Source organism: Nocardioides currus, assembly GCF_003057875.1.
Lineage (GTDB): Bacteria > Actinomycetota > Actinomycetes > Propionibacteriales > Nocardioidaceae > Nocardioides > Nocardioides currus.
The window spans coordinates 53,658-74,214 of sequence record NZ_PYXZ01000007.1 but is presented as its reverse complement, the minus strand read 5'-3'; the positions used below and the strand labels follow the sequence as shown (position 1 = coordinate 74,214).

Here is a 20,557-nt window from a genome sequence, read left to right as displayed (position 1 = left end):
ACTTGCGTTGTGCAATTCATGAGGCCGACCACCGTGCGTGCCGGGGGACCCCCCGACACCGACGCACCCACCCGTGACCGGGTGGCGCGGTCGATCCTCGAGAACGGCCCCTCGACGGCCGCAGCCCTGGCCGACCGGCTGGACCTGACGCCGGCCGCAGTACGTCGCCACCTCGACCACCTGGCCGACAGCGGCACCGTCGAGGCGCGCGACCAGAAGGTCTACGGCAGCCGCGGTCGCGGACGCCCGGCCAAGGTCTTCGCGCTCACCGACGCGGGTCGCGACGCCTTCGACCAGCAGTACGACGACCTCGCCGTCCAGGCGCTGCGCTTCCTGGCCGAGACAGGCGGCGACGACGCCGTCATGGAGTTCGCCCGCCGCCGCGTGGCCTTCGTCGAGCGCGACTACGCCAGCATCACCGAGCAGGACCCGTCGCTCAGCCCGGCCGAGGCACTGGCTCGGGTGTTCACCGCCGAGGGGTACGCCGCCAGCGTGCGCGACCTCCCCATCGGCGACCAGCTCTGCCAGCAGCACTGCCCCGTCTCGCACGTGGCCCACGAGTTCCCCCAGCTGTGCGAGGCCGAGACCGAGGCCATCGGTCGCGTGCTCGGCACCCACGTCCAGCGCCTCGCGACCATCGCCCACGGCGATGGCGTCTGCACCACCTGCATCCCGACCTCCACGTCATCCACCCAGAAGGAGAAGGCATGACCTCCATCGAAGAACTCAACCCCGAGCTCAAGGGCATCGGCCGCTACGAGTTCGGCTGGGCCGACAAGGACGACGCGGGTGCCACCGCCACGCGTGGGCTCAACGAGGACGTCGTGCGCGACATCTCGTCCAAGAAGTCCGAGCCGCAGTGGATGCTCGACCTGCGACTGAAGGGCCTCAAGCTCTTCCACCGCAAGCCCATGCCGACCTGGGGCTCCGACCTCGGCGGCATCGACTTCGACAACATCAAGTACTTCGTCCGCTCCAGCGAGAAGCAGGCCGCCTCGTGGGAGGACCTGCCCGAGGACATCAAGAACACCTACGACAAGCTCGGCATCCCCGAGGCGGAGAAGCAGCGCCTCGTCGCCGGTGTCGCCGCGCAGTACGAGTCCGAGGTCGTCTACCACTCGATCCGTGAGGACCTCGAGGAGCAGGGCGTCCTCTTCCTCGACACCGACACCGCGCTGAAGGAGCACCCGGAGCTCTTCCAGGAGTACTTCGGCACCGTCATCCCGGTGGGTGACAACAAGTTCGCGGCGCTCAACACCAGCGTGTGGTCGGGCGGCTCGTTCATCTACGTGCCGAAGGGCGTGCACGTCGACATCCCGCTGCAGGCCTACTTCCGGATCAACACCGAGAACATGGGCCAGTTCGAGCGGACGCTGATCATCGTCGACGAGGACGCCTACGTGCACTACGTCGAGGGCTGCACCGCGCCGATCTACAGCTCCGACTCGCTGCACTCGGCCGTGGTCGAGATCATCGTCAAGAAGGGTGGACGCTGCCGCTACACGACCATCCAGAACTGGTCGAACAACGTCTACAACCTCGTCACCAAGCGCGCCACCTGCGAGGCCGGTGCCACGATGGAGTGGGTCGACGGCAACATCGGATCCAAGGTGACGATGAAGTATCCCGCGATCTACCTGATGGGTGAGCACGCCAAGGGCGAGACGCTCTCCATCGCCTTCGCGGGCGAGGGCCAGCACCAGGACGCCGGCGCCAAGATGGTGCACGCCGCCCCGCACACCTCGAGCTCGATCCTCAGCAAGTCGGTGGCGCGCGGCGGCGGCCGCACCTCCTACCGCGGGCTCATCCAGGTCAACGAGGGCGCCCACGGCTCGAAGTCCAACGTGCTGTGCGACGCACTGCTCGTCGACCAGATCAGCCGCAGTGACACCTACCCGTACGTCGACATCCGCGAGGACGACGTGTCCATGGGCCACGAGGCGAGCGTCTCCAAGGTCTCCGACGACCAGCTCTTCTACCTGATGTCGCGCGGCATGGAGCAGGACGAGGCGATGGCGATGATCGTGCGCGGCTTCGTCGAGCCGATCGCCAAGGAGCTCCCGATGGAGTACGCCCTCGAGCTCAACCGACTGATCGAGCTGCAGATGGAGGGCGCGGTCGGCTGACGCCGCCGGACCGCCCCGCACCTGAGCAACCAAGAGAGAAGATCTGTGACAGTCACCACCGATTCCGTCCGCTCCGCCCTCGAGGTGGACAAGGTCGAGAGCCACCTGCACCCGGCCGGGTCCTTCGAGGTCGCCGACCACGAGGCCCCCACCGGTCGCGAGGAGATCTGGCGCTTCACCCCGCTCAAGCGGCTCAAGGGCCTGCACGCCGACGCGGAGTTCATGCGCTCGGCGACCTCCTGCACCTGGAACACGCCCGCCGGCGTGCGGATCGAGGGCGTCTCGGGCGACGAGGCCCGCAGCCTGCGCGGCATCTCCGGTCTCGTGCCCAACACCCGCTGGGCCGCCCGCGTCCTGGCCGAGGTGCCCTCGAGCCTCCTGATCGACGTCCCGGCCGACACCGAGGTCGCCGAGCCGATCGTCGTCGACCTCGACGGCGAGGACGTCTCGGTCACCGAGGCCGGCCACGTCGCGATGCGCTTCGGGGCGCACAGCAAGGCGATCGTGGTGCTCAACCACACCGGTTCGTCCACCATCGCCGCGGTCGTCGAGATCGCGGTCGGGGACGGCGCCGACGTCTCGGTCGTCTCGATCCAGGACTGGGCCGACGACGCCGTCCACCTCTCGCACCACCAGGCGCGGGTCGGTCGCGACGCGACGTACAAGCACGCGGCGATCTCCTTCGGCGGCGACGTCGTGCGGATGGACGCCAACGTCACCTACGACGGCCCCGGCGGCTCCGCCGAGCTGCTCGGCCTCTACTTCGCCGACGCCGGCCAGCACATCGAGCACCGCATCTTCGCCGACCACAACGCGCCCCGCACCAAGTCGCACGCCGTCTACAAGGGCGCGCTGCAGGGGGAGAAGGCGCACACCGTGTGGGTCGGCAACGTGCTGATCCGCAAGGTCGCCGAGGGCATCGAGACCTACGAGGAGAACCGCAACCTCGTCCTCACCGACGGCTGCCAGGCCGACTCGATCCCCAACCTCGAGATCGAGACCGGCGAGATCGAGGGCGCCGGCCACGCGTCGGCCACCGCCCGCTTCGACGACGAGCAGCTGTTCTACCTCCAGTCGCGCGGCATCTCCGAGCAGGAGGCCCAGCGCCTGGTCGTCCACGGCTTCTTCAACGACCTGATCCGCCAGGTCGGCGTGCCCTCCATCGAGGACCGGCTGATGAAGACCGTCGAGGCCGAGCTGGCCAAGAACGTGCTGCGGGAGGACGCGTCGTGACCTTCGTCCGCGTCTGCTCCCTCGACGAGGTGCCCGCTGACGAGGCGCTCGGCGTGCTCGTCGACGGCCTCGAGGTCGCGGTCGCCCGCGACGGCGACGAGGTCTTCGCGCTGCAGGACCTCTGCTCGCACGCCGCCGTCTCACTCTCGGAGGGCGACGTCGCCAACTGCACCATCGAGTGCTGGCTGCACGGGTCGACCTTCGACCTGCGCACCGGCAAGCCCACCACGTTCCCCGCGACCGAGCCGGTCGCCACCTTCCCCGTCGAGATCCGCGACACCGACGTCTACGTCGACGTCGAGACCACCCTGAATGGAGTCACCCCCTCATGAGCAAGCTCGAGATCAACGACCTGCGCGTCTCCGTCGACACCGAGGACGGCCCCAAGGAGATCCTCAAGGGCGTCACGCTGACCATCAACGACGGCGAGACCCACGCGATCATGGGCCCCAACGGCTCGGGCAAGTCGACGCTGGCCTACTCCATCGCCGGTCACCCGAAGTACACGATCACCGGCGGCACCGTCACCCTCGACGGTGACGACGTGCTGGCGATGACCGTCGACGAGCGCGCCCGCGCCGGCCTGTTCCTGGCCATGCAGTACCCCGTCGAGGTGCCCGGCGTCTCGGTCTCCAACTTCCTGCGTACGGCGAAGACCGCTATCGACGGCGAGGCCCCCAAGCTCCGCACCTGGGTCAAGGACGTCAACGGCGTGCTCGAGCAGCTCAACCTCGACCCGACCTTCGCGTCGCGCTCGGTCAACGAGGGCTTCTCGGGCGGTGAGAAGAAGCGGCACGAGATCGCCCAGCTCGAACTCCTCGACCCGAAGGTCGCGGTGCTCGACGAGACCGACTCGGGCCTCGACATCGACGCGCTCAAGATCGTCTCGGAGGGCGTCAACCGCTTCAAGGCCGACGGTGACAAGGGCGTCCTGCTCATCACCCACTACACGCGCATCCTGCGCTACATCAAGCCCGACTTCGTCCATGTGTTCGTCGACGGCCGCGTCGCCGAGGAGGGCGGCCCCGAGCTCGCCGACCAGCTCGAGTCCGAGGGCTACGACAAGTACGTCAAGGCCGCCGCCGCCAGCTGACGGCCCCAGCCATCGATCGACGACGACACCAGGAAGGTGGGCACGTGATGGAAGGACTGCTTCCGGAGCTCGAGATCATCCGCAAGGACTTCCCGATCCTCGAGCGCCAGCTCGCAGGCGGCCTGCCGCTGGTCTACCTCGACAGCGCCAACACCTCGCAGAAGCCGCAGGTCGTCATCGACACGATGGTCGACCACCTCGAGCACCACAACGCCAACATCTCCCGTGCCATGCACCAGCTCGGCGCGGAGTCGACGGAGGCGTTCGAGGCGGCGCGTGACCGGGTGGCCGCGTTCATCAAGGCACCGAGCCGCGACGAGGTCATCTTCACCAAGAACGCGACCGAGGCGCTCAACCTGGTCGCCAACACGTTCGCGTGGGCGAGCGGCGAGCTGTCGGTCGGCGAGGGCGACGAGGTCGTCATCACCGAGATGGAGCACCACTCCAACATCGTGCCGTGGCAGCTGCTCACCGAGCGCACGGGCGCGACCCTGCGCTGGTTCGGGCTCACCGACGACGGTCGCCTCGACCTGTCGAACATCGACGAGCTCATCAACGAGCGCACCAAGGTCGTCTCGCTGACCTGGGTCTCCAACATGCTCGGCACCATCAACCCGGTCGCCGAGATCGCGGCCCGCGCGCACGAGGTGGGCGCGGTCGTGGTCGTCGACGCCTCGCAGGCCGCGCCCCAGCTGCCGATCGACGTCGTGGCCTCGGGTGCCGACCTGCTCGTCTTCACCGGCCACAAGGTCGTCGGCCCCACGGGGATCGGCGTGCTGTGGGGTCGTCGTGAGGTGCTCGAGGCGCTGCCCCCGTTCCACGGCGGCGGCGAGATGATCGAGACCGTGACGATGGCGCGCTCGACGTACGCCGGGATCCCGCACAAGTTCGAGGCCGGCACCCCGCCGATCATCGAGGCCATCGGCCTCGGCGCCGCGGTCGACTACCTCGACCACGTCGGGCTCGACGCCGTCCACGCGCACGAGCAGGCCGTCACCGGCTACGCGCTCGAGGGCCTCGCGTCGGTGCCCGGCGTCCGGGTGCTCGGACCGCTCGACGCCGCATCGCGCGGAGGCGCGATCTCCTTCGAGCTCGACGGCGTCCACCCGCACGACATCGCCCAGGTCCTCGACTCGCGCGGCGTCGCCGTTCGCGCCGGTCACCACTGCGCCAAGCCCGCCCACGCCCGCTTCGGCGTGCAGGCCTCGACCCGGATGTCGTCCTACCTCTACACGACGCCGGCCGAGATCGATGCGCTCGTGGAGGGCCTGAACTACACGCGTTCCTACTTCAAGGTGGGCTGATCCATGGATGCCGCACTCGACTCGCTCTACCAGGAGATCATCCTGGACCACTACAAGCACCCCCACCACGCGGGCCTGCGCGACCCGTTCGAGGCGGAGGTGCACCACGTCAACCCCACCTGCGGCGACGAGGTGACCCTGCGGGTGCACCTGTCCGAGGGTGTCGTGGACGACGTGTCGTACGACGCCGTGGGCTGCTCCATCTCGCAGGCCTCGACCTCGGTGATGACCGACCTCCTGATCGGCAAGCCGGTCGACGAGGCGATGCAGATCCACCAGACGTTCCTCGAGCTCATGCAGGGCAAGGGCCAGGTCGAGCCCGACGAGGACGTCCTGGAGGACGGCATCGCGTTCGCCGGTGTGGCCAAGTTCCCCGCGCGTGTGAAGTGCGCCCTGCTCTCGTGGATGGCGTTCAAGGACGCCACCTCCCAGACCCTCTCGAAGGAGACCTCATGACCATCGACAACAGCGACCTGCCCGACGTCCCCGAGGCGACCTCGACCGGCGCCGGCTCGACCGTCACCGTCGACGACGTGACCGAGGCGATGAAGGACGTCGTCGACCCCGAGCTCGGCATCAACGTCGTCGACCTCGGACTGGTCTACGACGTGCACCTCGACGAGGGCAGCAACGTCGTGCTCGACATGACGCTCACCTCCGCTGCCTGCCCGCTGACCGACGTCATCCAGGACCAGACCAACTCGGCCCTCGAGGGCATCGTCAACGACGTCGCGATCAACTGGGTCTGGATGCCGCCGTGGGGCCCGGACAAGATCACCGACGACGGCCGCGAGCAGCTGCGCGCCCTCGGCTTCAACGTCTGAGCGTGCGCTTCACCGAGCACGAGCTCACTGTCGCGGTGACCGCCGCAGCCAAGACGGTGGCCGGCGCGCGACGTCGAGGCGTACGCCGCCGCGCGGACCGCGAGGAGACGTGGGCTGCGCTGACGCGTCACGAGCAGTACCAGGTGCTCGACGCCGTCGGCGGCCAGGTGCTGCCGGTCCTGCTCGCCCTGCCCGACCACGAGGTCGCGGAGGGCACCCGGCCGTCGTTCTCCGACGCGCAGGTGCTCGCGGCGGTCCAGGAGTCGCTGGGCGACGCGGCCAAGGGGATCCGCGGCAAGGTCGCCGTGGCCGCCCGGCTGGCGCTGGTGCGCGACGCCCTCGCGCAGCTCCCACCGCGCCAGGCCTGAGGCTCTCCCGGATCCGCGCTCGCGAGGAGCGGCTAGGGTCGCGGCATGACGGAGCAGACCGGTAGCGACGAGATCGGCAGCTTCTGGGAGCTGGCCCGGTTCCACGCCAAGCTGAACGTGGCCCCGGCCTACTTCGGTCCCACCACCCTCGAGGTGGTCCGGCCCCCGGCCTGGTCCTACGGCGAGACGCCGGAGGAGGCCGACGCGTTCGTCGCCGGCCTCGACGCCGGCGAGCCGATCGCGACGCACGCCCCAGCCGCGGCCTACGAGGAGGACGGCGCGGAGATGCCCGTCGCGGGTGCCCTGTCGATCCTCTGCGACGGCGCCGGCCATCCCGTCGCCCTGCTCGAGGTCGAGGAGGTCGAGGTCGGCGACGAGGTCGTCGAGCACTTCCGCGTGGTCTACCGGAACGAGCAGTGATGGAGCGCCAGACCTATCTCCTCATCGACGGGGAGAACATCGACGCCACCCTCGGCAGCTCGATCCTCGGCCGTCGTCCCCGGCCCGAGGAACGGCCGCGCTGGGACCGGCTGCTCGAGTGGAGCGAGCGCGCCTTCGACCAGCCCGTCACCGGGCTGTTCTTCCTGGCGGCCGGCACCGAGCTGCCCACCACCTTCGTGCAGGCCCTGATCGCCATCGGCTTCAAGCCGGTGCCGCTGAGCGGGCCGGGCAAGATCGTCGACATCGCCATCCAGCGCACCGCGGAGGCGCTGGTCTCTCGTGACGCGGACGTCATCCTGGCCAGCCACGACGGCGACTTCGTCGACCAGGTCTCGGCGCTGTGCGACGGCCGACGGCAGGTCGGCGTCGTGGGCTTCGGCGAGTTCGTCAACGCCGCCTTCCGGGGACTGCCGGGCGTGCGGATCATCGACCTGGAGTACGACGTCGGCGCGTTCAACTCGGCCCTGCCTCGCGTCCGGGTCATCCCGATCGACGAGTTCGATCCGCTCGACTTCCTCTGAGCATGGCGATCGTCCTGGTCCCGGCCCATCGACTCGACCGCTGGGTCGGCAACTTCGGCGGCCGGCACGGAGCGACGTCGCTCACGGTCCGCGACGGCGCGCTCCTCGGCGACGCCGACGACGGATCACACTTCCGAGCGGTGCTGCCGTTCGCGGCGGCGTACGACGGCATCGGTGAGGTCGGCGCGTTCGTCGCCGCCGTGCGGACGCCGGGGGAGTGGGGCGTGCTGCTGGTCCGCAAGGGCGGCTTCGCCGTCGCACGTCTGGCCGGGCCCGACCTGGTCGAGCACAAGATCGGCCAGCGCCACGTCCAGGGCCGCACGAAGGCCGGCGGGCAGAGCCAGCAGCGCTTCGCGCGACGCCGCGACAACCAGGCCCGGCAGGCCTACGAGGCGGCGGCCGACCACGCCGCGCGGATCCTGCGCCCCGGACCGCTCGTGACCGGCGGCGACCACGCGGCGGTGACCGAGGTGCTGGCGGACGCCCGCCTGGCCGGACAGTCCGTGGTCGCGCCCTGGTTGCCGGTGCCCGACCCGCGGCGCGCGGTGCTGGACCAGGCGATCGCCGACGCCCAGGCCGTCGCGGTCGACGTCACGAACGCGTGACCTGACGGGCCTAGAGTCGGAGGCGTGAGCGACACCGTCGACGTCTCCCGCCTCGTCAAGTCCTTCGGCGCCACCCGGGCGCTCGACGAGCTGGACCTGCGGGTGGCGCAGGGCGAGGTGCACGGGTTCCTCGGCCCCAACGGCGCCGGCAAGTCCACCACCATCCGCGTGCTGCTCGGGCTGCTGCGGATCGACTCCGGCTCGGTCACCGTGTTCGGCCTCGACCCGTGGCGCGACGCCACGCGGATCCACCGACGGCTCGCCTACGTCCCGGGTGACGTCAGCCTCTGGCCCAACCTGTCGGGCGGGGAGACCATCGACCTCCTCCTGCGGATGCGCGGCATCGACCCCGCCGGGACACGACGTGAGGAGCTGTTGGAGCGCTTCGGGCTCGACCCGACGAAGAAGGGCCGCGCCTACTCCAAGGGCAACCGGCAGAAGGTCGCGCTGGTCGCGGCGTTCGCCGCGCCGGTCGAGCTCCTTGTCCTCGACGAGCCGACCTCGGGGCTCGACCCGCTGATGGAGCAGGTCTTCAACGACTGCCTGGCCGAGCACCGGGCCGCCGGGGCGACCGTGCTCCTGTCCAGCCACATCCTCAGCGAGGTCGAGCGGCTCGCCGACCGGGTGACGATCATCCGCGCCGGCCGTGCGGTGGAGACCGGGACCCTCGCCGAGCTGCGCCACCTGCGCCGCGACCGGGTGCGGGTGGAGGTCTCCGGAGCCGTGCCCGACGTCGCCGCGCTGCCCGGCGTGCACGACGTCACGGTGGACGGGCAGGTGATCGGCTGCTCGGTCGACCCGGCCGGGTTGCCCGGCCTGCTGTCCGTGGTCACCGCGGCCGGCGTGGTGTCCTTGAGCAGCACGCCGCCGACCCTCGAGGAGCTCTTCCTCGACGCCTACCGGAGCCCGGCATGACCGAGCGCCTGCACGGCACCTGGCTGCTCGTCCGCTTCGAGCTGCGCCGCGACCGCGTGCTCATCGGCGCGTGGCTCGGCGTCCTGACGCTCACCGTCGTCGCCAGCGCGGCGGGCACGGCGAGCCTCTACTCCGACACCCGCGAGCAGGTCGCCGCGGCCGAGGCGATCAACGCCAGCCCCGCGATCGTCGCGCTCTACGGTCCCGTCCTCGACGTCACCAGCCTCGGCGAGCTCGCGATGACGAAGATGACCGTGCTGTACGCCGCGTTCGTGGCCTTCCTCGGTGTCGTGCTGGTGCGTCGCCACACCCGGGTCGAGGAGGAGACCGGTCGCGCGGAGCTCGTCGGCGCGACCGCCGTCGGGCCTGACGCCCCCGTGGCCGCGGCGGTGCTCGAGGCGGGCCTGGCGTGCGTGGCGATCGGGGTGCTGGCTGCTGCCGCCGACGTCGCGAGCGGCCTGCCGGTCGCGGGCTCGGTCCTGTTCGGTGCGTCGTGGACGGGCATCGGACTGGTCGGGTCGGCGGTTGCGCTGCTCGCCGCCCAGGTCTCGAGCAGTGCGCGCGCCGTCGGGTTCCTGGCGTCCGCGATCATCGGTGCGGCGTACCTCCTCCGGGCGGTGGGGGACACGTCGGTGACCTGGCTGAGCTGGCTGAGCCCGTTCGGGTGGGGCACCCAGCTCAGCGCCTGGTCCTCGCCACGGGCCTGGGTGCTCCTGCTCCACCCGCTGCTCGCCGGGGTGCTCGTTGCGGTCGCGCTCGGCCTGCGGCGCCGCCGCGACCTCGGTGCGGGACTGCTGCCCGACCGGCCGGGTCCGGCGACCGGCTCGCCCCGGCTGCGCGACGCGGTGACGCTCGCGTGGCGCACCCAGCGCACGGCGGTCGTCGGCTGGACGGTCGGCATCGGCGTGATGGGCGTGCTGATGGGATCGATCATCCCCAGCATCGGCTCGATGCTGGACTCCGACGGCGCCCGGGCGGTGATCGAGGCGATGGGCGGCATCGGTGGCGTGCAGGACGCCCTGCTCGCCGCGATCACCTCTGTCGTGGCGGTCGTGATCACCTGCTTCGGGATCGCGATCATCACCCGCGCCGCCGGCGACGAGCACGACGGGCGCAGCGAGACGGTGCTGGCCACCGCCACCTCGCGCGACCGGCTCCTGCTCGCGGTGGGCGCGCTCGCGATCCTCGGCACCACCTGGCTGCTGCTCGTCGCCGGGCTCGCCACCGCGCTCGGTCGCGGCGACGGTCTCGCCGCGGTGGGCGCATCTCTGGTGCAGGCGCCGGCGACGTGGCTCGTCCTCGCCCTCGGCCTGGTCCTGCTCACGCTCCGCAGCCGGTGGGCGATCGCCGGCTGGGGGCTGCTGGCGGTGTTCGTCACGCTCGGCCAGGTGGGGGAGAGCCTGCGGCTCCCCGACTGGGTGGTCGGCCTGTCGCCGTACTCCCACGTGCCGAAGTATCCCGTCGAGGCCGTCACGTGGCGCCCCGAGCTGGCGATGACCGCCCTGGCGGGCCTGGCGCTGGTGGCCGCCTGGTTGCGCTTCCGGAGCCGCGACATCGGCTAGCGTCAGCCCCATGTGGCAGCCCGAACCCGGTTGGCAGCGGCTGCCCGCAGGCGCCAGCCCGTCCGTCGTCGGCGTGTGGCTGGCCACCGAGACCGGTCGTGAGGTCGTCGTCAAACGGCTGCGCGGGCCGGTCGACGGCGACGAGCCGGAGCTGTCCGACTGGCGCTCGTTCGCCTGGTGGGAGCGCGAGCCGCAGGTCGCGCTGCACGGCCTGGTCGCGCAGACGCCCGGTCTCCGTGGTCCGGTGACGGTGCGGGTCGACCAGGACGAGGAGGGCACCACCCTCGTGCAGGAGGTGGTCGCGGAGGTGGACAACCCGGGGCTGTTCGCGGCCCGGGCGCTCGGCCGGTTCGCCCGGACGCCGGTGCCCGAGGAGCCCTGGCTGGCGCGTGGGCAGCTGCGCGAGCGCCTCGCGCGCACCGAGCGGCGCGGCGGCTGGACCACCCTCGCGCGCACCACGCTCGCCGACGTCGCCGACCACCTCTGGCGCCAGCGCGGGCGGCACCTCGACGCCCTGGACACTGCGCCCCAGGTGCTCCAGCACGGCGACCCGACGCCGGCCAACCTGCGCGGTCGCGCCGGCGACGAGGTCGTGGCGATCGACTGGAGCTCCCTGGGCACCGGTGCCGTGGGCCACGACCTCGGGTTGTGGGCGCTCGCGACCCGCGAGGACTTCGAGCCCCTCCTCGCGGCGTACGTCGAGGGGCTGGCCGATCCCGACCTCGCACCCGTCGCTGCGGCCGGCGCGAGGACGACGGCCGTCTACACCTCGCTGAGCCGGCTCGACTGGGCGCTGCGCCGGGTCGCCGACGGCGAGGGTGCGCTGGCCGGGAAGTACTCCCACCCCAGCGTGGCGCCGTACGTCCACGCCATGCAGCGCCAGGCGGCGCAGATCGAGGCGCTGCTCGGCTGAGCGCGTGTCGGCCCGGCGTCAGAGCTCGCTGGCCGAGAAGGTGTCGCAGGCCTCGAGGGTGCCCTGGTCGAACCCGATGCCGAACCAGCGCTGGCGCTGCTCGGACGAGCCGTGCGTCCAGCCCTCGGGGTTGACCCGCTGCCCCGACTGCTGCTGGATGCGGTCGTCGCCGACGGTCTTGGCGGCGTCGAGGGCCTCGTCGATGTCGCCCTGGTCGAGGTCGAGGAAGATACCGTCGCCGTCGCTGGCGTCCTTGGTCCACATCCCGGCGTAGCAGTCGGCCTGGAGCTCGAGGCGGACCGCGTCCGAGTCGGGGCCCTTCTGGGTGCGGACCTGGTTCATGGTGCCGAGGAGGTTCTGGATGTGGTGGCCGAACTCGTGGCCGAGGACGTAGGGCTCGACGTAGTCACCACCCTGCCCGCCGAGCTGGCCCTCCAGGACGTCGGCGAAGAACGTGGTGTCGAGGTAGATCTGCTGGTCGGCGGGGCAGTAGAACGGGCCGACCTGTGAGGTGGCCTGGCCGCAGCCGGTGTCGACGCCGCCGCTGAAGGTGATGATCTGCGCCGGGGTGAACTGCACGTCCGCCTGCTCGGGCAGGGTGGTGGTCCAGTAGTCCTCGAGCGACACGGCGACGGCCTTGCGGGCGCAGTCGGGGTCGTTGTTGGCGTCCTCGCCGGTCTTGCAGTTGGCGTAGCGCTCGCTGTCCTTCTGCAGTCCCTGCGCGTTGCCGGTCTGGGAGCCGGCGTCGATCCCGCTGTCGGGTGACGGCAGGCCCGTGCCGCCACCCCCGCCCAGGCAGCTGTTGATGACGAAGATCAGCACGATGATGATGAGGCCGCCGATGCCGCCGCCGGCGCGGGTGCCGCCGGGGATGGGGATGCGCATCCCGCCGCCGCCCATGCCGCCACCGCCCCCGGAGCCGCTGTCGCCGACGCGGCCACCGCTGATGTCTGCCTTCGGGTTGAAGCGCATGGTGTGTACCCCTTCCGGGCGGCGGATCGTGGTGGTGGAGCGGCGGGTCGGAGGCAGGTTAGCGCGCGGCCGCGCTCGCGGCGCGACGCGACGAGAGGTACTTGACGACGAATCCGAGGATGAGGAGGACCAGCCCCAGCTTGCCGCCGCCGGCGGTCGTCGGGATCGGGAGACGCCGTCCGCCGGTCCCGGACCCCGCGTCGTCGACGCGGCCGGTGCCGATGTCGGCCTTCGGGTCGAACCGCATGGTGGTGTCCCTTCCCTCGGGCCCGGGTCGGGCCGGCTCGCCTCAACATAACCCTGTCGTCCGGGGGCCGCCCACGATGAGAGCGAAGTGTCGAACCACCGATAGCCTGAGGGCCTCATGATCAACGCCCAACAGCTCGAGGTCCGCGCGGGCGCCCGACTCCTCATGGAGGACGTCAGCTTCCGCATCGCCGCCGGTGACAAGGTCGGGCTCGTCGGTCGCAACGGCGCCGGCAAGACCACGCTCACCAAGATCCTGGCCGGCGAGGCGCTCCCGGCGGCGGGCAAGGTCGTCACGGCGGGCGAGGTCGGCTACCTCCCGCAGGACCCGCGCATCGGCGACCCGGAGGTGCTCGCCCGCGACCGGATCCTGTCGGCGCGCGGTCTCGACGACGTCGTGCGCCGCCTGCGCGAGGCCGAGGAGGAGATGGCCTCGGAGGACGTCGCCACCCACGAGCGCGGCATGAAGCGCTGGACGCGGGCCGACGCGGAGCTGCACGCCGGTGGCGGGTACGCCGCCGAGTCGGAGGCGGCCCAGATCGCGAGCAGCCTCGGCATCGAGGCGCGGCTGCTGTCCCAGCCGCTGAAGACCCTGTCGGGTGGCCAGCGCCGTCGCGTGGAGCTCGCTCGCATCCTGTTCTCCGGTGCCGAGACGCTGCTCCTCGACGAGCCCACCAACCACCTCGACGCCGACTCGATCGTGTGGCTGCGCGACTTCCTGAAGTCCCACCGCGGCGGACTGATCGTGATCAGCCACGACAACGCGCTGCTCGAGGCGACGGTCAACAAGGTCATGCACCTCGACGCCAACCGCGGCGCCATCGACGTCTACAACATGGGCTGGAAGAACTACCTCAGCCAGCGCGAGACCGACGAGCGGCGCCGCAAGCGCGAGCGCGCCAACGCCGAGAGCAAGGCCAAGACGCTCACCGACCAGGCCAACAAGATGCGCGCCAAGGCCTCGAAGGCCACCGCGGCACAGTCCATGCTCAAGCGGGCCGAGAAGATGGTTGCCGGCCTCGAGGGCGAGCGCGCCGCCGACAAGGTCGCCCGGATCAAGTTCCCGGCCCCCGCGCCCTGCGGCAAGACGCCCATCACCGCCGAGGAGCTGTCGAAGTCCTACGGGTCGCTCGAGGTGTTCACCGACGTCGACCTGGCCATCGACAAGGGCTCGCGGGTGGTGATCCTGGGCCTCAACGGCGCCGGCAAGACCACGATGCTGCGGATCCTGGCCGGTGTGGACAACCCAGACACGGGACGCGTGGTGCCGGGCTACGGGCTGAAGCTGGGCTACTACGCCCAGGAGCACGAGACGCTCGACACCAACCGCACCGTGCTGGAGAACATGCAGTCCTCCGCGCCCCAGCTCACCGACAGCGAGGCGCGCAGCGTGCTCGGGTCGTTCCTCTTCTCCGGCGACGACGCCCACAAGTCCGCCGGCGTGCTCTCGGGCGGGGAGAAGACCCGCCTCGCGCTCGCCGCGCTCGTGGTCTCCAGCGCCAACGTGCTGCTGCTCGACGAGCCCACCAACAACCTCGACCCCGCCTCCCGCGAGGAGGTGCTCGCCGCGATCCGCACCTACGAGGGCGCGATCATCCTCGTCACCCACGACGAGGGCGCCGTCCGCGCCCTCGAGCCCGACCGGGTGCTGCTGCTCCCCGACGGCGACGAGGACCTGTGGAACGAGGACTACGCGGACCTGGTGTCGCTGGCCTGACTTCTCTTGGTGCTGCCCGTTCGGTTTCCCCGGCTACCCGGGGAAACCCCGACTTCACGGGGCATGCATGCTGCACGAAGTTCGCAATTGCCGCGGGGAGTTCGTACGGCGCATGGCCGGCCCAGCGGCGTACGCCCCGCGTCGCTCCTCAAGTTACCAACGAGTAGTACCGTGGTCCCATGACGTTCCCCGATCTCGCCGCCGTCGGCCTGGCCTACTCCGTGACCGGTGCGGTCGCCACGATCACGCTGGACCGGCCCGAGGTGCGCAACGCCCAGACCCCCGCCATGTGGAAGGCCCTCGCCGCGATCGGCCGCGAGATCCCCGACGAGGTGCGGGTGGTGGTCGTGACGGGCGCCGGGCCGACCTTCTCGGCGGGGCTCGACCGGGCGATGCTCGACCCGGCGACCGAGGGGGAGGAGAGCGTGATCGGGCTGCTCCAGCTCAGCGACGAGGACGCCTCCGCCGCCATCGACGAGTTCCAGCAGGGGTTCACGTTCCTGCGCGACCCGCGCTTCGTCTCGATCGCCGCGGTGCGGGGCTACGCCGTCGGCGCCGGCTTCCAGCTCGCGCTGTCCTGCGACCTGCGCGTGGTCAGCGAGGACGCGCAGTTCTCGATGAAGGAGTCCGCGCTCGGCCTCGTGCCCGACCTGACGGGAACAAAGCCGCTCGTCGAGTGCGTTGGCTACGCCAGGGCCCTCGAGATCTGCGCCACCGCCCGCATGGTCGGGGCGCGCGAGGCCGCCGAGATCGGTCTGGTGAACCGGGTCGTCGCGAGCGACGACCTGGACGTCACCGTGGCCGAGCTCGCCGCCGCCCTGGCCGCACCGATGCTGGATGTGGTCTCCGAGACCAAGACCTTGTTGCAGGGGGCAGCCGACCGTGACCTCGACGAGCAGCGTCGCCTCGAGCGCGAGGCGCAGGTGCGCCGCTTCCGCGCCCTCGCCGCGGCCCTGGCCGGCTGAGGGAGGCCCCGCATGTCGATGATGGGCGGCAGCGGGGGACCACCGTGGCGGTTCCTGCGCTCGGACCGCACGGTCGTCGAGCAGCGGATCGAGCGCAAGACGCTTCGCCGGGTGCTGTCGTTCGCGCGGCCACACCGGCGGACGATCCTGATGTTCCTCGCGGTCACCATCGCCGACGCCGGGCTGGTCGTCCTCCCGCCGCTGCTGCTCCAGCGGATCGTCGACGACGGCATCACGCCGGGCAACACGAGCCTCGTGGTCTGGCTGGCGGCGGCCGTCGCGGTCGTGGCGGTCGTCGACGCGGTCCTCGGGCTTCTGGGGGGCTATCTCTCGAGCCGCATCGGCGAGGGCCTGATCTACGACCTCCGCACCCAGGTCTTCGGGCACGTGCAGCGCCAGTCGCTCGCGTTCTTCACCCGCACCCAGACCGGCGCGCTGGTCAGCCGGCTCAACAACGACGTGATCGGCGCCCAGCGGGCGTTCACCTCCACGCTGTCCGGCACGGTCGCCAACATGATCTCGGCGATCGTCGTCGGCGTTACGATGCTCGCCCTCAGCTGGCAGGTCACGCTGCTGTGCCTGTTGCTGTTCCCCTTCCTGCTGCTCACGTCACGCTGGGTGGGCAACCGGCTCGCCGGGCTGACGCGCGACCAGATGAACGGCAACGCCGACCTCGGCAACGCCATGACCGAGCGGTTCAACGTCGGCGGCGCGATGCTGCTCAAGCTGTTCGGCCGCCGCGAGACCGAGGACCGGATGTACGCCGCCAAGGCGGCCGTGGTCCGCGACCTGGGCGTGCGCATCTCGTTGCTCACCCGCGTCTTCTTCGCCGCGATGACCCTGCTGCCGCAGCTGGCGACCGCGATGGTCTACGGCATCGGCGGCTACCTCGCCATCAAGGGCGACCTGTCCGTCGGCACGCTGGTCGCCCTCGGCATCCTGCTGCTCCGGCTGCTCGGCCCGCTGCAGGGCCTGTCCAACGTGCGGATCGACGTGATGACCGCCCTGGTCAGCTTCGACCGCGTCTTCGAGGTGCTCGACCTGCCGTCGCTGATCCAGGAGAAGCCCGACGCGGCCGCCCTGCCGCGGAGTGCGGCGTCCCTGGAGTTCGACCGCGTCGACTTCACCTACCCGAGCGCCGAGGACGTGTCGCTGGAGTCGCTGGAGAACGTCGCGCGGGCCGAGTCCCGACCGAGCGTCCCTGTGCTGCACGGCGTGACGTTCAGTGCCGAGCCCGGGCAGATGGTGGCCCTCGTCGGGCCGTCGGGCGCCGGCAAGACCACGGTCACCCACCTGGTCGCGCGGCTCTACGACACCTCGGCGGGCGCCGTACGCGTCGGTGGCCTGGACGTCCGCGACGTCACCCTCGAGTCGCTCGAGGACGTGGTCGGTTACGTCACGCAGGACGCGCACATGTTCCACGACACCATCCGCACCAACCTGCTCTACGCCCGTCCGGATGCCGACGACGAGGCGATCTGGCAGGCGATGGAGTCGGCCCAGATCGCCGCGCTGGTGCGGTCCCTGCCCGACGGCCTCGACACCGTGGTCGGTGACCGCGGCTACCGCCTGTCGGGCGGCGAGCGGCAGCGCCTGGCGATCGCGCGGCTGCTGCTGAAGGCGCCGGCGATCGTGGTGCTCGACGAGGCGACCGCGCACCTCGACTCCGAGTCGGAGGCGGCGGTGCAGCGAGCCCTGGACGCGGCCCTGGCGTCGCGGACGTCGCTGGTCATCGCGCACCGGCTCTCGACCGTGCGCAACGCCGACCTGATCCTGGTGCTCGACGGCGGCCGTGTGGTGCAGAGCGGGACGCACGCCGAGCTGATCGCGCAGGGCGGGCTCTACCGCACGCTGCACGACACGCAGTTCAGGGACTGACCTCGTCCGAGTCCTCGGCCTTGCTCCCGGCTGTGCTCCCGGTCTGGTCCGCGGGCTTCTCGCGTCGGGAGCCGCGGACCATCCCGCGGCCGCCGCGCGCCTCGTCGTACGCCAGGTAGCCGAACCCGAACAGCGCCAGCAGGCCGAAGAACCACCACTGCAGGCCGTAGAAGAAGTGCGGGCCGTTGTCGAGCTCCGGGAGCTCAACGGGCAACAGTGCTTGGTCGGGCTCGGGGGACTCCGAGCGCAGGTCGACGAACCCGGTGACGACGTCGCGGTCGAGTGCCTCGCCGATGCGGTCGCTGTTGATGGCACGGGTGGACTGGTCGCTGACCCGCGTGCTGTCGCCGGTCGCGTCGAGGCGCACCCAGCCGTCGATCGTCACCTCGCCGGCGGGCGGTGCGGGCACGTCGTCCGGGGTGGCGCCGCGATTGTCGGTGGCGAACCAGCCGCGGTCGACCAGCACGCTGGTCCCGTCGGCGAGCACGAACGGCACGACGACGTCGACGCCGGACGCGCCCTCGCGGGTGCGGTAGCGCACGACCACGGTGTCGTCGACGTCGTAGGTGCCGGTGGCGGTGACGATCTTCCACTCGTCCTGCTCGCTGAGCGGCGCGCCGGTCGACATCACGTCGGTGACGTCCACCGGGTCGTGGGTCTCGTTGCGCTCGATGATCGCGTTGCGCTCCTTGCGGTCCTCGAGCCGGTGGAACTGCCACTCGCCGAGCCGCCACGCCACCCAGGCCAGGAAGACGACCGTGAGGAAGAAGAGCACCCACCGACGAGTCAGCAGGAACCGGAACCGTCGCACCGTCAAGAGGCTAGCCGGAGCCTCCTCGTGACCAGCACGCACCTAGACTGGGGCAATGCTCCCACTCGCAGATCGCTTCGGCCGTGTCGCCAAGGACCTGCGGGTGTCCCTGACGGATCGGTGCAACCTCCGCTGCTCCTACTGCATGCCGGCCGAGGGCCTCGACTGGCTGCCCGACGAGCAGACCCTGACCGACGACGAGATCGTCCGGCTGATCACGATCGGCGTACGCCGCCTGGGCATCGCCGAGGTCCGCTTCACCGGCGGCGAGCCCCTGGTCCGGCGCGGTCTGGTCGACATCGTGCGACGCACCCACGAGCTCGGCGTCGAGACCTCGTTGACCACCAACGCCCTGGGCCTGGCCCGCACGGCCACCGCGCTGCGTGCGGCGGGTCTCGACCGCATCAACGTCTCGCTCGACTCGGTGCGGCCCGAGACCTTCCACGAGATCACCCGCCGCGACCGGCTCAAGGACGTCGTGGCCGGCCTCGCCGCGGCCCGTGAGGCCGGGCTCGCGCCGCTGAAGATCAACGCCGTGCTGCTGCGCGGCGTCAACGACGACCAGGCCCCCGAGCTGCTGCGCTGGACGCTGGACCACGGCTACGACCTGCGCTTCATCGAGCAGATGCCGCTCGACGCCCAGCACGGCTGGAGCAGGGCGGAGATGATCACGGCCGACGAGATCTTCGAGCGCCTCGGGGCGGAGTTCACCCTCACCCCGCACGGCGAGGCGCGGGGGAGCGACCCGGCCGAGCTGTTCGACGTCGACGGCGGACCCGCCACCGTCGGCATCATCGCCTCGGTGACCCGTCCGTTCTGCGGCGACTGCGACCGGGTGCGGCTCACCGCCGACGGCCAGGTCCGCAACTGCCTGTTCGCCCGTGAGGAGTCGGACCTGCGTACGGCGATGCGGGCCGGCGCCAGCGATGACGAGCTGGCCGATCGCTGGGTCACCGCGATGGCGGGCAAGCGCGCCGGTCACGGGATCGACGACGAGTCGTTCCTCCAGCCCGACCGGCCGATGTCCGCGATCGGCGGCTAGCAGGTCACGCGTCGGCGTGCGCGACGACGTCCTTCAAGAACCCGCGCGCGCCGAGGAAGTCGCTCAGCGAGGCCTTGTGCTCGTTACACGCGAGCCAGGTCTTGCGGCGCTCGGGGGTGTGGATCTTCGGGTTGTTCCACAGCAGCTCCCACGCCGCGGCGTCGGTGCAGCCCTTCGCCGAGCAGATGGCCGCCTCGGGCTCGGACACGCGGCTCACCTCGACGTACACCTCGGAAATAGGTCGGTGCCGGACAGCCACGGGGGAAGCTGTCCGGCACCGCTGTGCGACCACAGACGGGGGATGCTGGGGTCGCAAGTTGATTCTTGCATGATCGATGGGTCAGGACAAACACGTCGACACTGTGAGTCGCGCGTCATTCCAGCTCTCGGTAGGAGCCCGAGGAGCGCAGGTCGAAGCCGTCGTCCTTGCGCTGGCCGGCGTTGGCGAGGACCACCGCCACGTAGGGCAGCAGCACCGCTCCGGCGACCAGGATCCAGCGCAGCAGACCGGCACCGACGGCGACGGCGCCGATGACGCACGCCGTGCGGACCGCCATCGAGAAGAGGTAGCGCCGTTGCCGGCCCGCGATGTCGTCGGCGACGCTCGTCGGAGCGGTCGTAATGCGCACCGAGTTGTCGTCCCGCGAGGCCATGCCTCCACTGTACGTCGCTAGGCTCAGCCCTCGACGGGTCGCCGGACCGCCGTGCCCGACCGGCCCGCCACCCACCCCGTTGCCGACCTCGAGGAGCCCCCATGACCAACCGCACCTACCGCGTCACCGAGATCGTCGGCACCTCTCCGGACGGCATCGACCAGGCCGTCCGCAACGGCATCGAGCGCGCCAGCAAGACGCTGCGCCACATCGACTGGTTCGAGGTCACCCAGGTGCGCGGCCAGGCCAAGGACGGCCAGGTCGAGCACTTCCAGGTCGGGCTGAAGATCGGGTTCCGGCTCGAGGACGAGTGACACGGGTCGCACGGGAGGGTTTTCGCGTACCCCGGGGTAATCACTAGCGTCGTG

At 70.9% G+C, this 20,557-nt stretch carries 25 protein-coding genes; 20 read left to right on the top strand and 5 right to left on the bottom strand.

Going from position 1 to position 20,557, the window contains the following annotated elements:
* The first annotated feature begins 18 nt into the window (after positions 1–18).
* The 15 genes from C7S10_RS15615 to C7S10_RS15545 are packed head-to-tail and all read left to right on the top strand — an operon-like array spanning position 19 to position 11,905.
* A complete protein-coding gene (locus C7S10_RS15615; RefSeq protein ID WP_108345375.1) occupies positions 19–711 on the top strand; it encodes a helix-turn-helix transcriptional regulator in 693 nt (230 codons plus the stop codon).
* Positions 708–2,126: a Fe-S cluster assembly protein SufB gene (sufB, locus tag C7S10_RS15610; protein WP_108345374.1), complete on the top strand. Its 1,419-nt coding sequence runs from the start codon at positions 708–710 to the stop codon at positions 2,124–2,126. The genes C7S10_RS15615 and sufB overlap by 4 nt, the downstream gene beginning before the upstream one ends.
* Positions 2,127–2,171: 45 nt before the next feature.
* On the top strand, positions 2,172–3,359 hold the full coding sequence (gene sufD, locus C7S10_RS15605; protein ID WP_108345373.1) for a Fe-S cluster assembly protein SufD: 1,188 nt from the start codon (positions 2,172–2,174) through the stop codon (positions 3,357–3,359).
* Positions 3,356–3,691, top strand: coding sequence for a non-heme iron oxygenase ferredoxin subunit (locus tag C7S10_RS15600; protein WP_108345372.1), 336 nt, complete (start codon positions 3,356–3,358; stop codon positions 3,689–3,691). The genes sufD and C7S10_RS15600 overlap by 4 nt, the downstream gene beginning before the upstream one ends.
* Positions 3,688–4,452: a Fe-S cluster assembly ATPase SufC gene (sufC, locus tag C7S10_RS15595; RefSeq protein ID WP_108345371.1), complete on the top strand. Its 765-nt coding sequence runs from the start codon at positions 3,688–3,690 to the stop codon at positions 4,450–4,452. Before C7S10_RS15600 ends, sufC begins: the two co-directional genes overlap by 4 nt.
* Before the next feature lie 47 nt (positions 4,453–4,499).
* Entirely contained in the window at positions 4,500–5,756 is a 1,257-nt protein-coding gene (locus tag C7S10_RS15590; RefSeq protein ID WP_108345370.1) for a cysteine desulfurase, read from the top strand.
* A gap of 3 nt (positions 5,757–5,759) precedes the next feature.
* Positions 5,760–6,212 carry a Fe-S cluster assembly sulfur transfer protein SufU gene (gene sufU, locus C7S10_RS15585; RefSeq protein ID WP_108345369.1) on the top strand — a complete coding sequence of 151 codons (453 nt, stop codon included), beginning with the start codon at positions 5,760–5,762 and terminating at the stop codon, positions 6,210–6,212.
* On the top strand, positions 6,209–6,580 hold the full coding sequence (locus C7S10_RS15580; RefSeq protein ID WP_108345368.1) for a metal-sulfur cluster assembly factor: 372 nt from the start codon (positions 6,209–6,211) through the stop codon (positions 6,578–6,580). Before sufU ends, C7S10_RS15580 begins: the two co-directional genes overlap by 4 nt.
* Before the next feature lie 2 nt (positions 6,581–6,582).
* Entirely contained in the window at positions 6,583–6,948 is a 366-nt protein-coding gene (locus C7S10_RS15575; RefSeq protein WP_108345367.1) for a hypothetical protein, read from the top strand.
* A gap of 45 nt (positions 6,949–6,993) precedes the next feature.
* Positions 6,994–7,368, top strand: coding sequence for an ASCH domain-containing protein (locus C7S10_RS15570; protein ID WP_108345366.1), 375 nt, complete (start codon positions 6,994–6,996; stop codon positions 7,366–7,368).
* On the top strand, positions 7,368–7,910 hold the full coding sequence (locus tag C7S10_RS15565; RefSeq protein ID WP_165807171.1) for an NYN domain-containing protein: 543 nt from the start codon (positions 7,368–7,370) through the stop codon (positions 7,908–7,910). Before C7S10_RS15570 ends, C7S10_RS15565 begins: the two co-directional genes overlap by 1 nt.
* 2 nt (positions 7,911–7,912) lie before the next feature.
* A complete protein-coding gene (locus C7S10_RS15560) occupies positions 7,913–8,515 on the top strand; it encodes an acVLRF1 family peptidyl-tRNA hydrolase (protein ID WP_108345364.1) in 603 nt (200 codons plus the stop codon).
* A gap of 24 nt (positions 8,516–8,539) precedes the next feature.
* Positions 8,540–9,430, top strand: coding sequence for an ABC transporter ATP-binding protein (locus C7S10_RS15555; protein WP_108345363.1), 891 nt, complete (start codon positions 8,540–8,542; stop codon positions 9,428–9,430).
* Positions 9,427–10,992: an ABC transporter permease gene (locus tag C7S10_RS15550; protein WP_108345362.1), complete on the top strand. Its 1,566-nt coding sequence runs from the start codon at positions 9,427–9,429 to the stop codon at positions 10,990–10,992. The genes C7S10_RS15555 and C7S10_RS15550 overlap by 4 nt, the downstream gene beginning before the upstream one ends.
* A 10-nt stretch (positions 10,993–11,002) precedes the next feature.
* On the top strand, positions 11,003–11,905 hold the full coding sequence (locus C7S10_RS15545; RefSeq protein WP_108345361.1) for an aminoglycoside phosphotransferase family protein: 903 nt from the start codon (positions 11,003–11,005) through the stop codon (positions 11,903–11,905).
* An 18-nt stretch (positions 11,906–11,923) separates the two neighbouring features.
* On the opposite strand, the gene ypfJ is transcribed toward C7S10_RS15545, so the two are convergent.
* Both ypfJ and C7S10_RS15535 read right to left on the bottom strand, forming a co-directional pair.
* Entirely contained in the window at positions 11,924–12,877 is a 954-nt protein-coding gene (ypfJ, locus tag C7S10_RS15540; protein ID WP_108345360.1) for a KPN_02809 family neutral zinc metallopeptidase, read from the bottom strand.
* Between the two features lie 58 nt (positions 12,878–12,935).
* On the bottom strand, positions 12,936–13,124 hold the full coding sequence (locus tag C7S10_RS15535; RefSeq protein ID WP_108345359.1) for a hypothetical protein: 189 nt from the start codon (positions 13,122–13,124) through the stop codon (positions 12,936–12,938).
* A 117-nt stretch (positions 13,125–13,241) separates the two neighbouring features.
* Between C7S10_RS15535 and C7S10_RS15530 the strand changes: the two genes are divergently transcribed.
* From C7S10_RS15530 to C7S10_RS15520, 3 genes are all read left to right on the top strand, one after another.
* A complete protein-coding gene (locus tag C7S10_RS15530; RefSeq protein WP_108345358.1) occupies positions 13,242–14,840 on the top strand; it encodes an ABC-F family ATP-binding cassette domain-containing protein in 1,599 nt (532 codons plus the stop codon).
* A gap of 179 nt (positions 14,841–15,019) precedes the next feature.
* Positions 15,020–15,805, top strand: a complete 786-nt coding sequence (locus tag C7S10_RS15525) for an enoyl-CoA hydratase/isomerase family protein (protein WP_108345357.1) — start codon at positions 15,020–15,022, stop codon at positions 15,803–15,805.
* A gap of 12 nt (positions 15,806–15,817) precedes the next feature.
* Complete coding sequence (locus C7S10_RS15520) at positions 15,818–17,683, top strand: ABC transporter ATP-binding protein (protein ID WP_108345356.1); 1,866 nt, start codon at positions 15,818–15,820, stop codon at positions 17,681–17,683.
* Here the strand turns inward: C7S10_RS15520 and C7S10_RS15515 are convergent.
* Positions 17,673–18,494: an SURF1 family cytochrome oxidase biogenesis protein gene (locus tag C7S10_RS15515; protein WP_108345572.1), complete on the bottom strand. Its 822-nt coding sequence runs from the start codon at positions 18,492–18,494 to the stop codon at positions 17,673–17,675. The two genes, C7S10_RS15520 and C7S10_RS15515, sit on opposite strands and share 11 nt — an antisense overlap.
* 55 nt (positions 18,495–18,549) lie before the next feature.
* Between C7S10_RS15515 and moaA the strand changes: the two genes are divergently transcribed.
* Complete coding sequence (gene moaA / locus C7S10_RS15510) at positions 18,550–19,536, top strand: GTP 3',8-cyclase MoaA (protein WP_108345355.1); 987 nt, start codon at positions 18,550–18,552, stop codon at positions 19,534–19,536.
* 4 nt (positions 19,537–19,540) lie between these two features.
* Here moaA and C7S10_RS15505 read toward each other — a convergent pair whose 3' ends face one another.
* Entirely contained in the window at positions 19,541–19,744 is a 204-nt protein-coding gene (locus C7S10_RS15505; RefSeq protein WP_207769405.1) for an acetone carboxylase, read from the bottom strand.
* Positions 19,745–19,910: 166 nt separating this feature from the next.
* On the bottom strand, positions 19,911–20,189 hold the full coding sequence (locus tag C7S10_RS15500; protein ID WP_108345353.1) for a DUF3099 domain-containing protein: 279 nt from the start codon (positions 20,187–20,189) through the stop codon (positions 19,911–19,913).
* Positions 20,190–20,290: 101 nt separating this feature from the next.
* Here C7S10_RS15500 and C7S10_RS15495 point away from each other — a divergent pair, with 101 nt between their 5' ends.
* On the top strand, positions 20,291–20,503 hold the full coding sequence (locus C7S10_RS15495; protein WP_108345352.1) for a dodecin: 213 nt from the start codon (positions 20,291–20,293) through the stop codon (positions 20,501–20,503).
* Positions 20,504–20,557 lie beyond the last annotated feature (54 nt).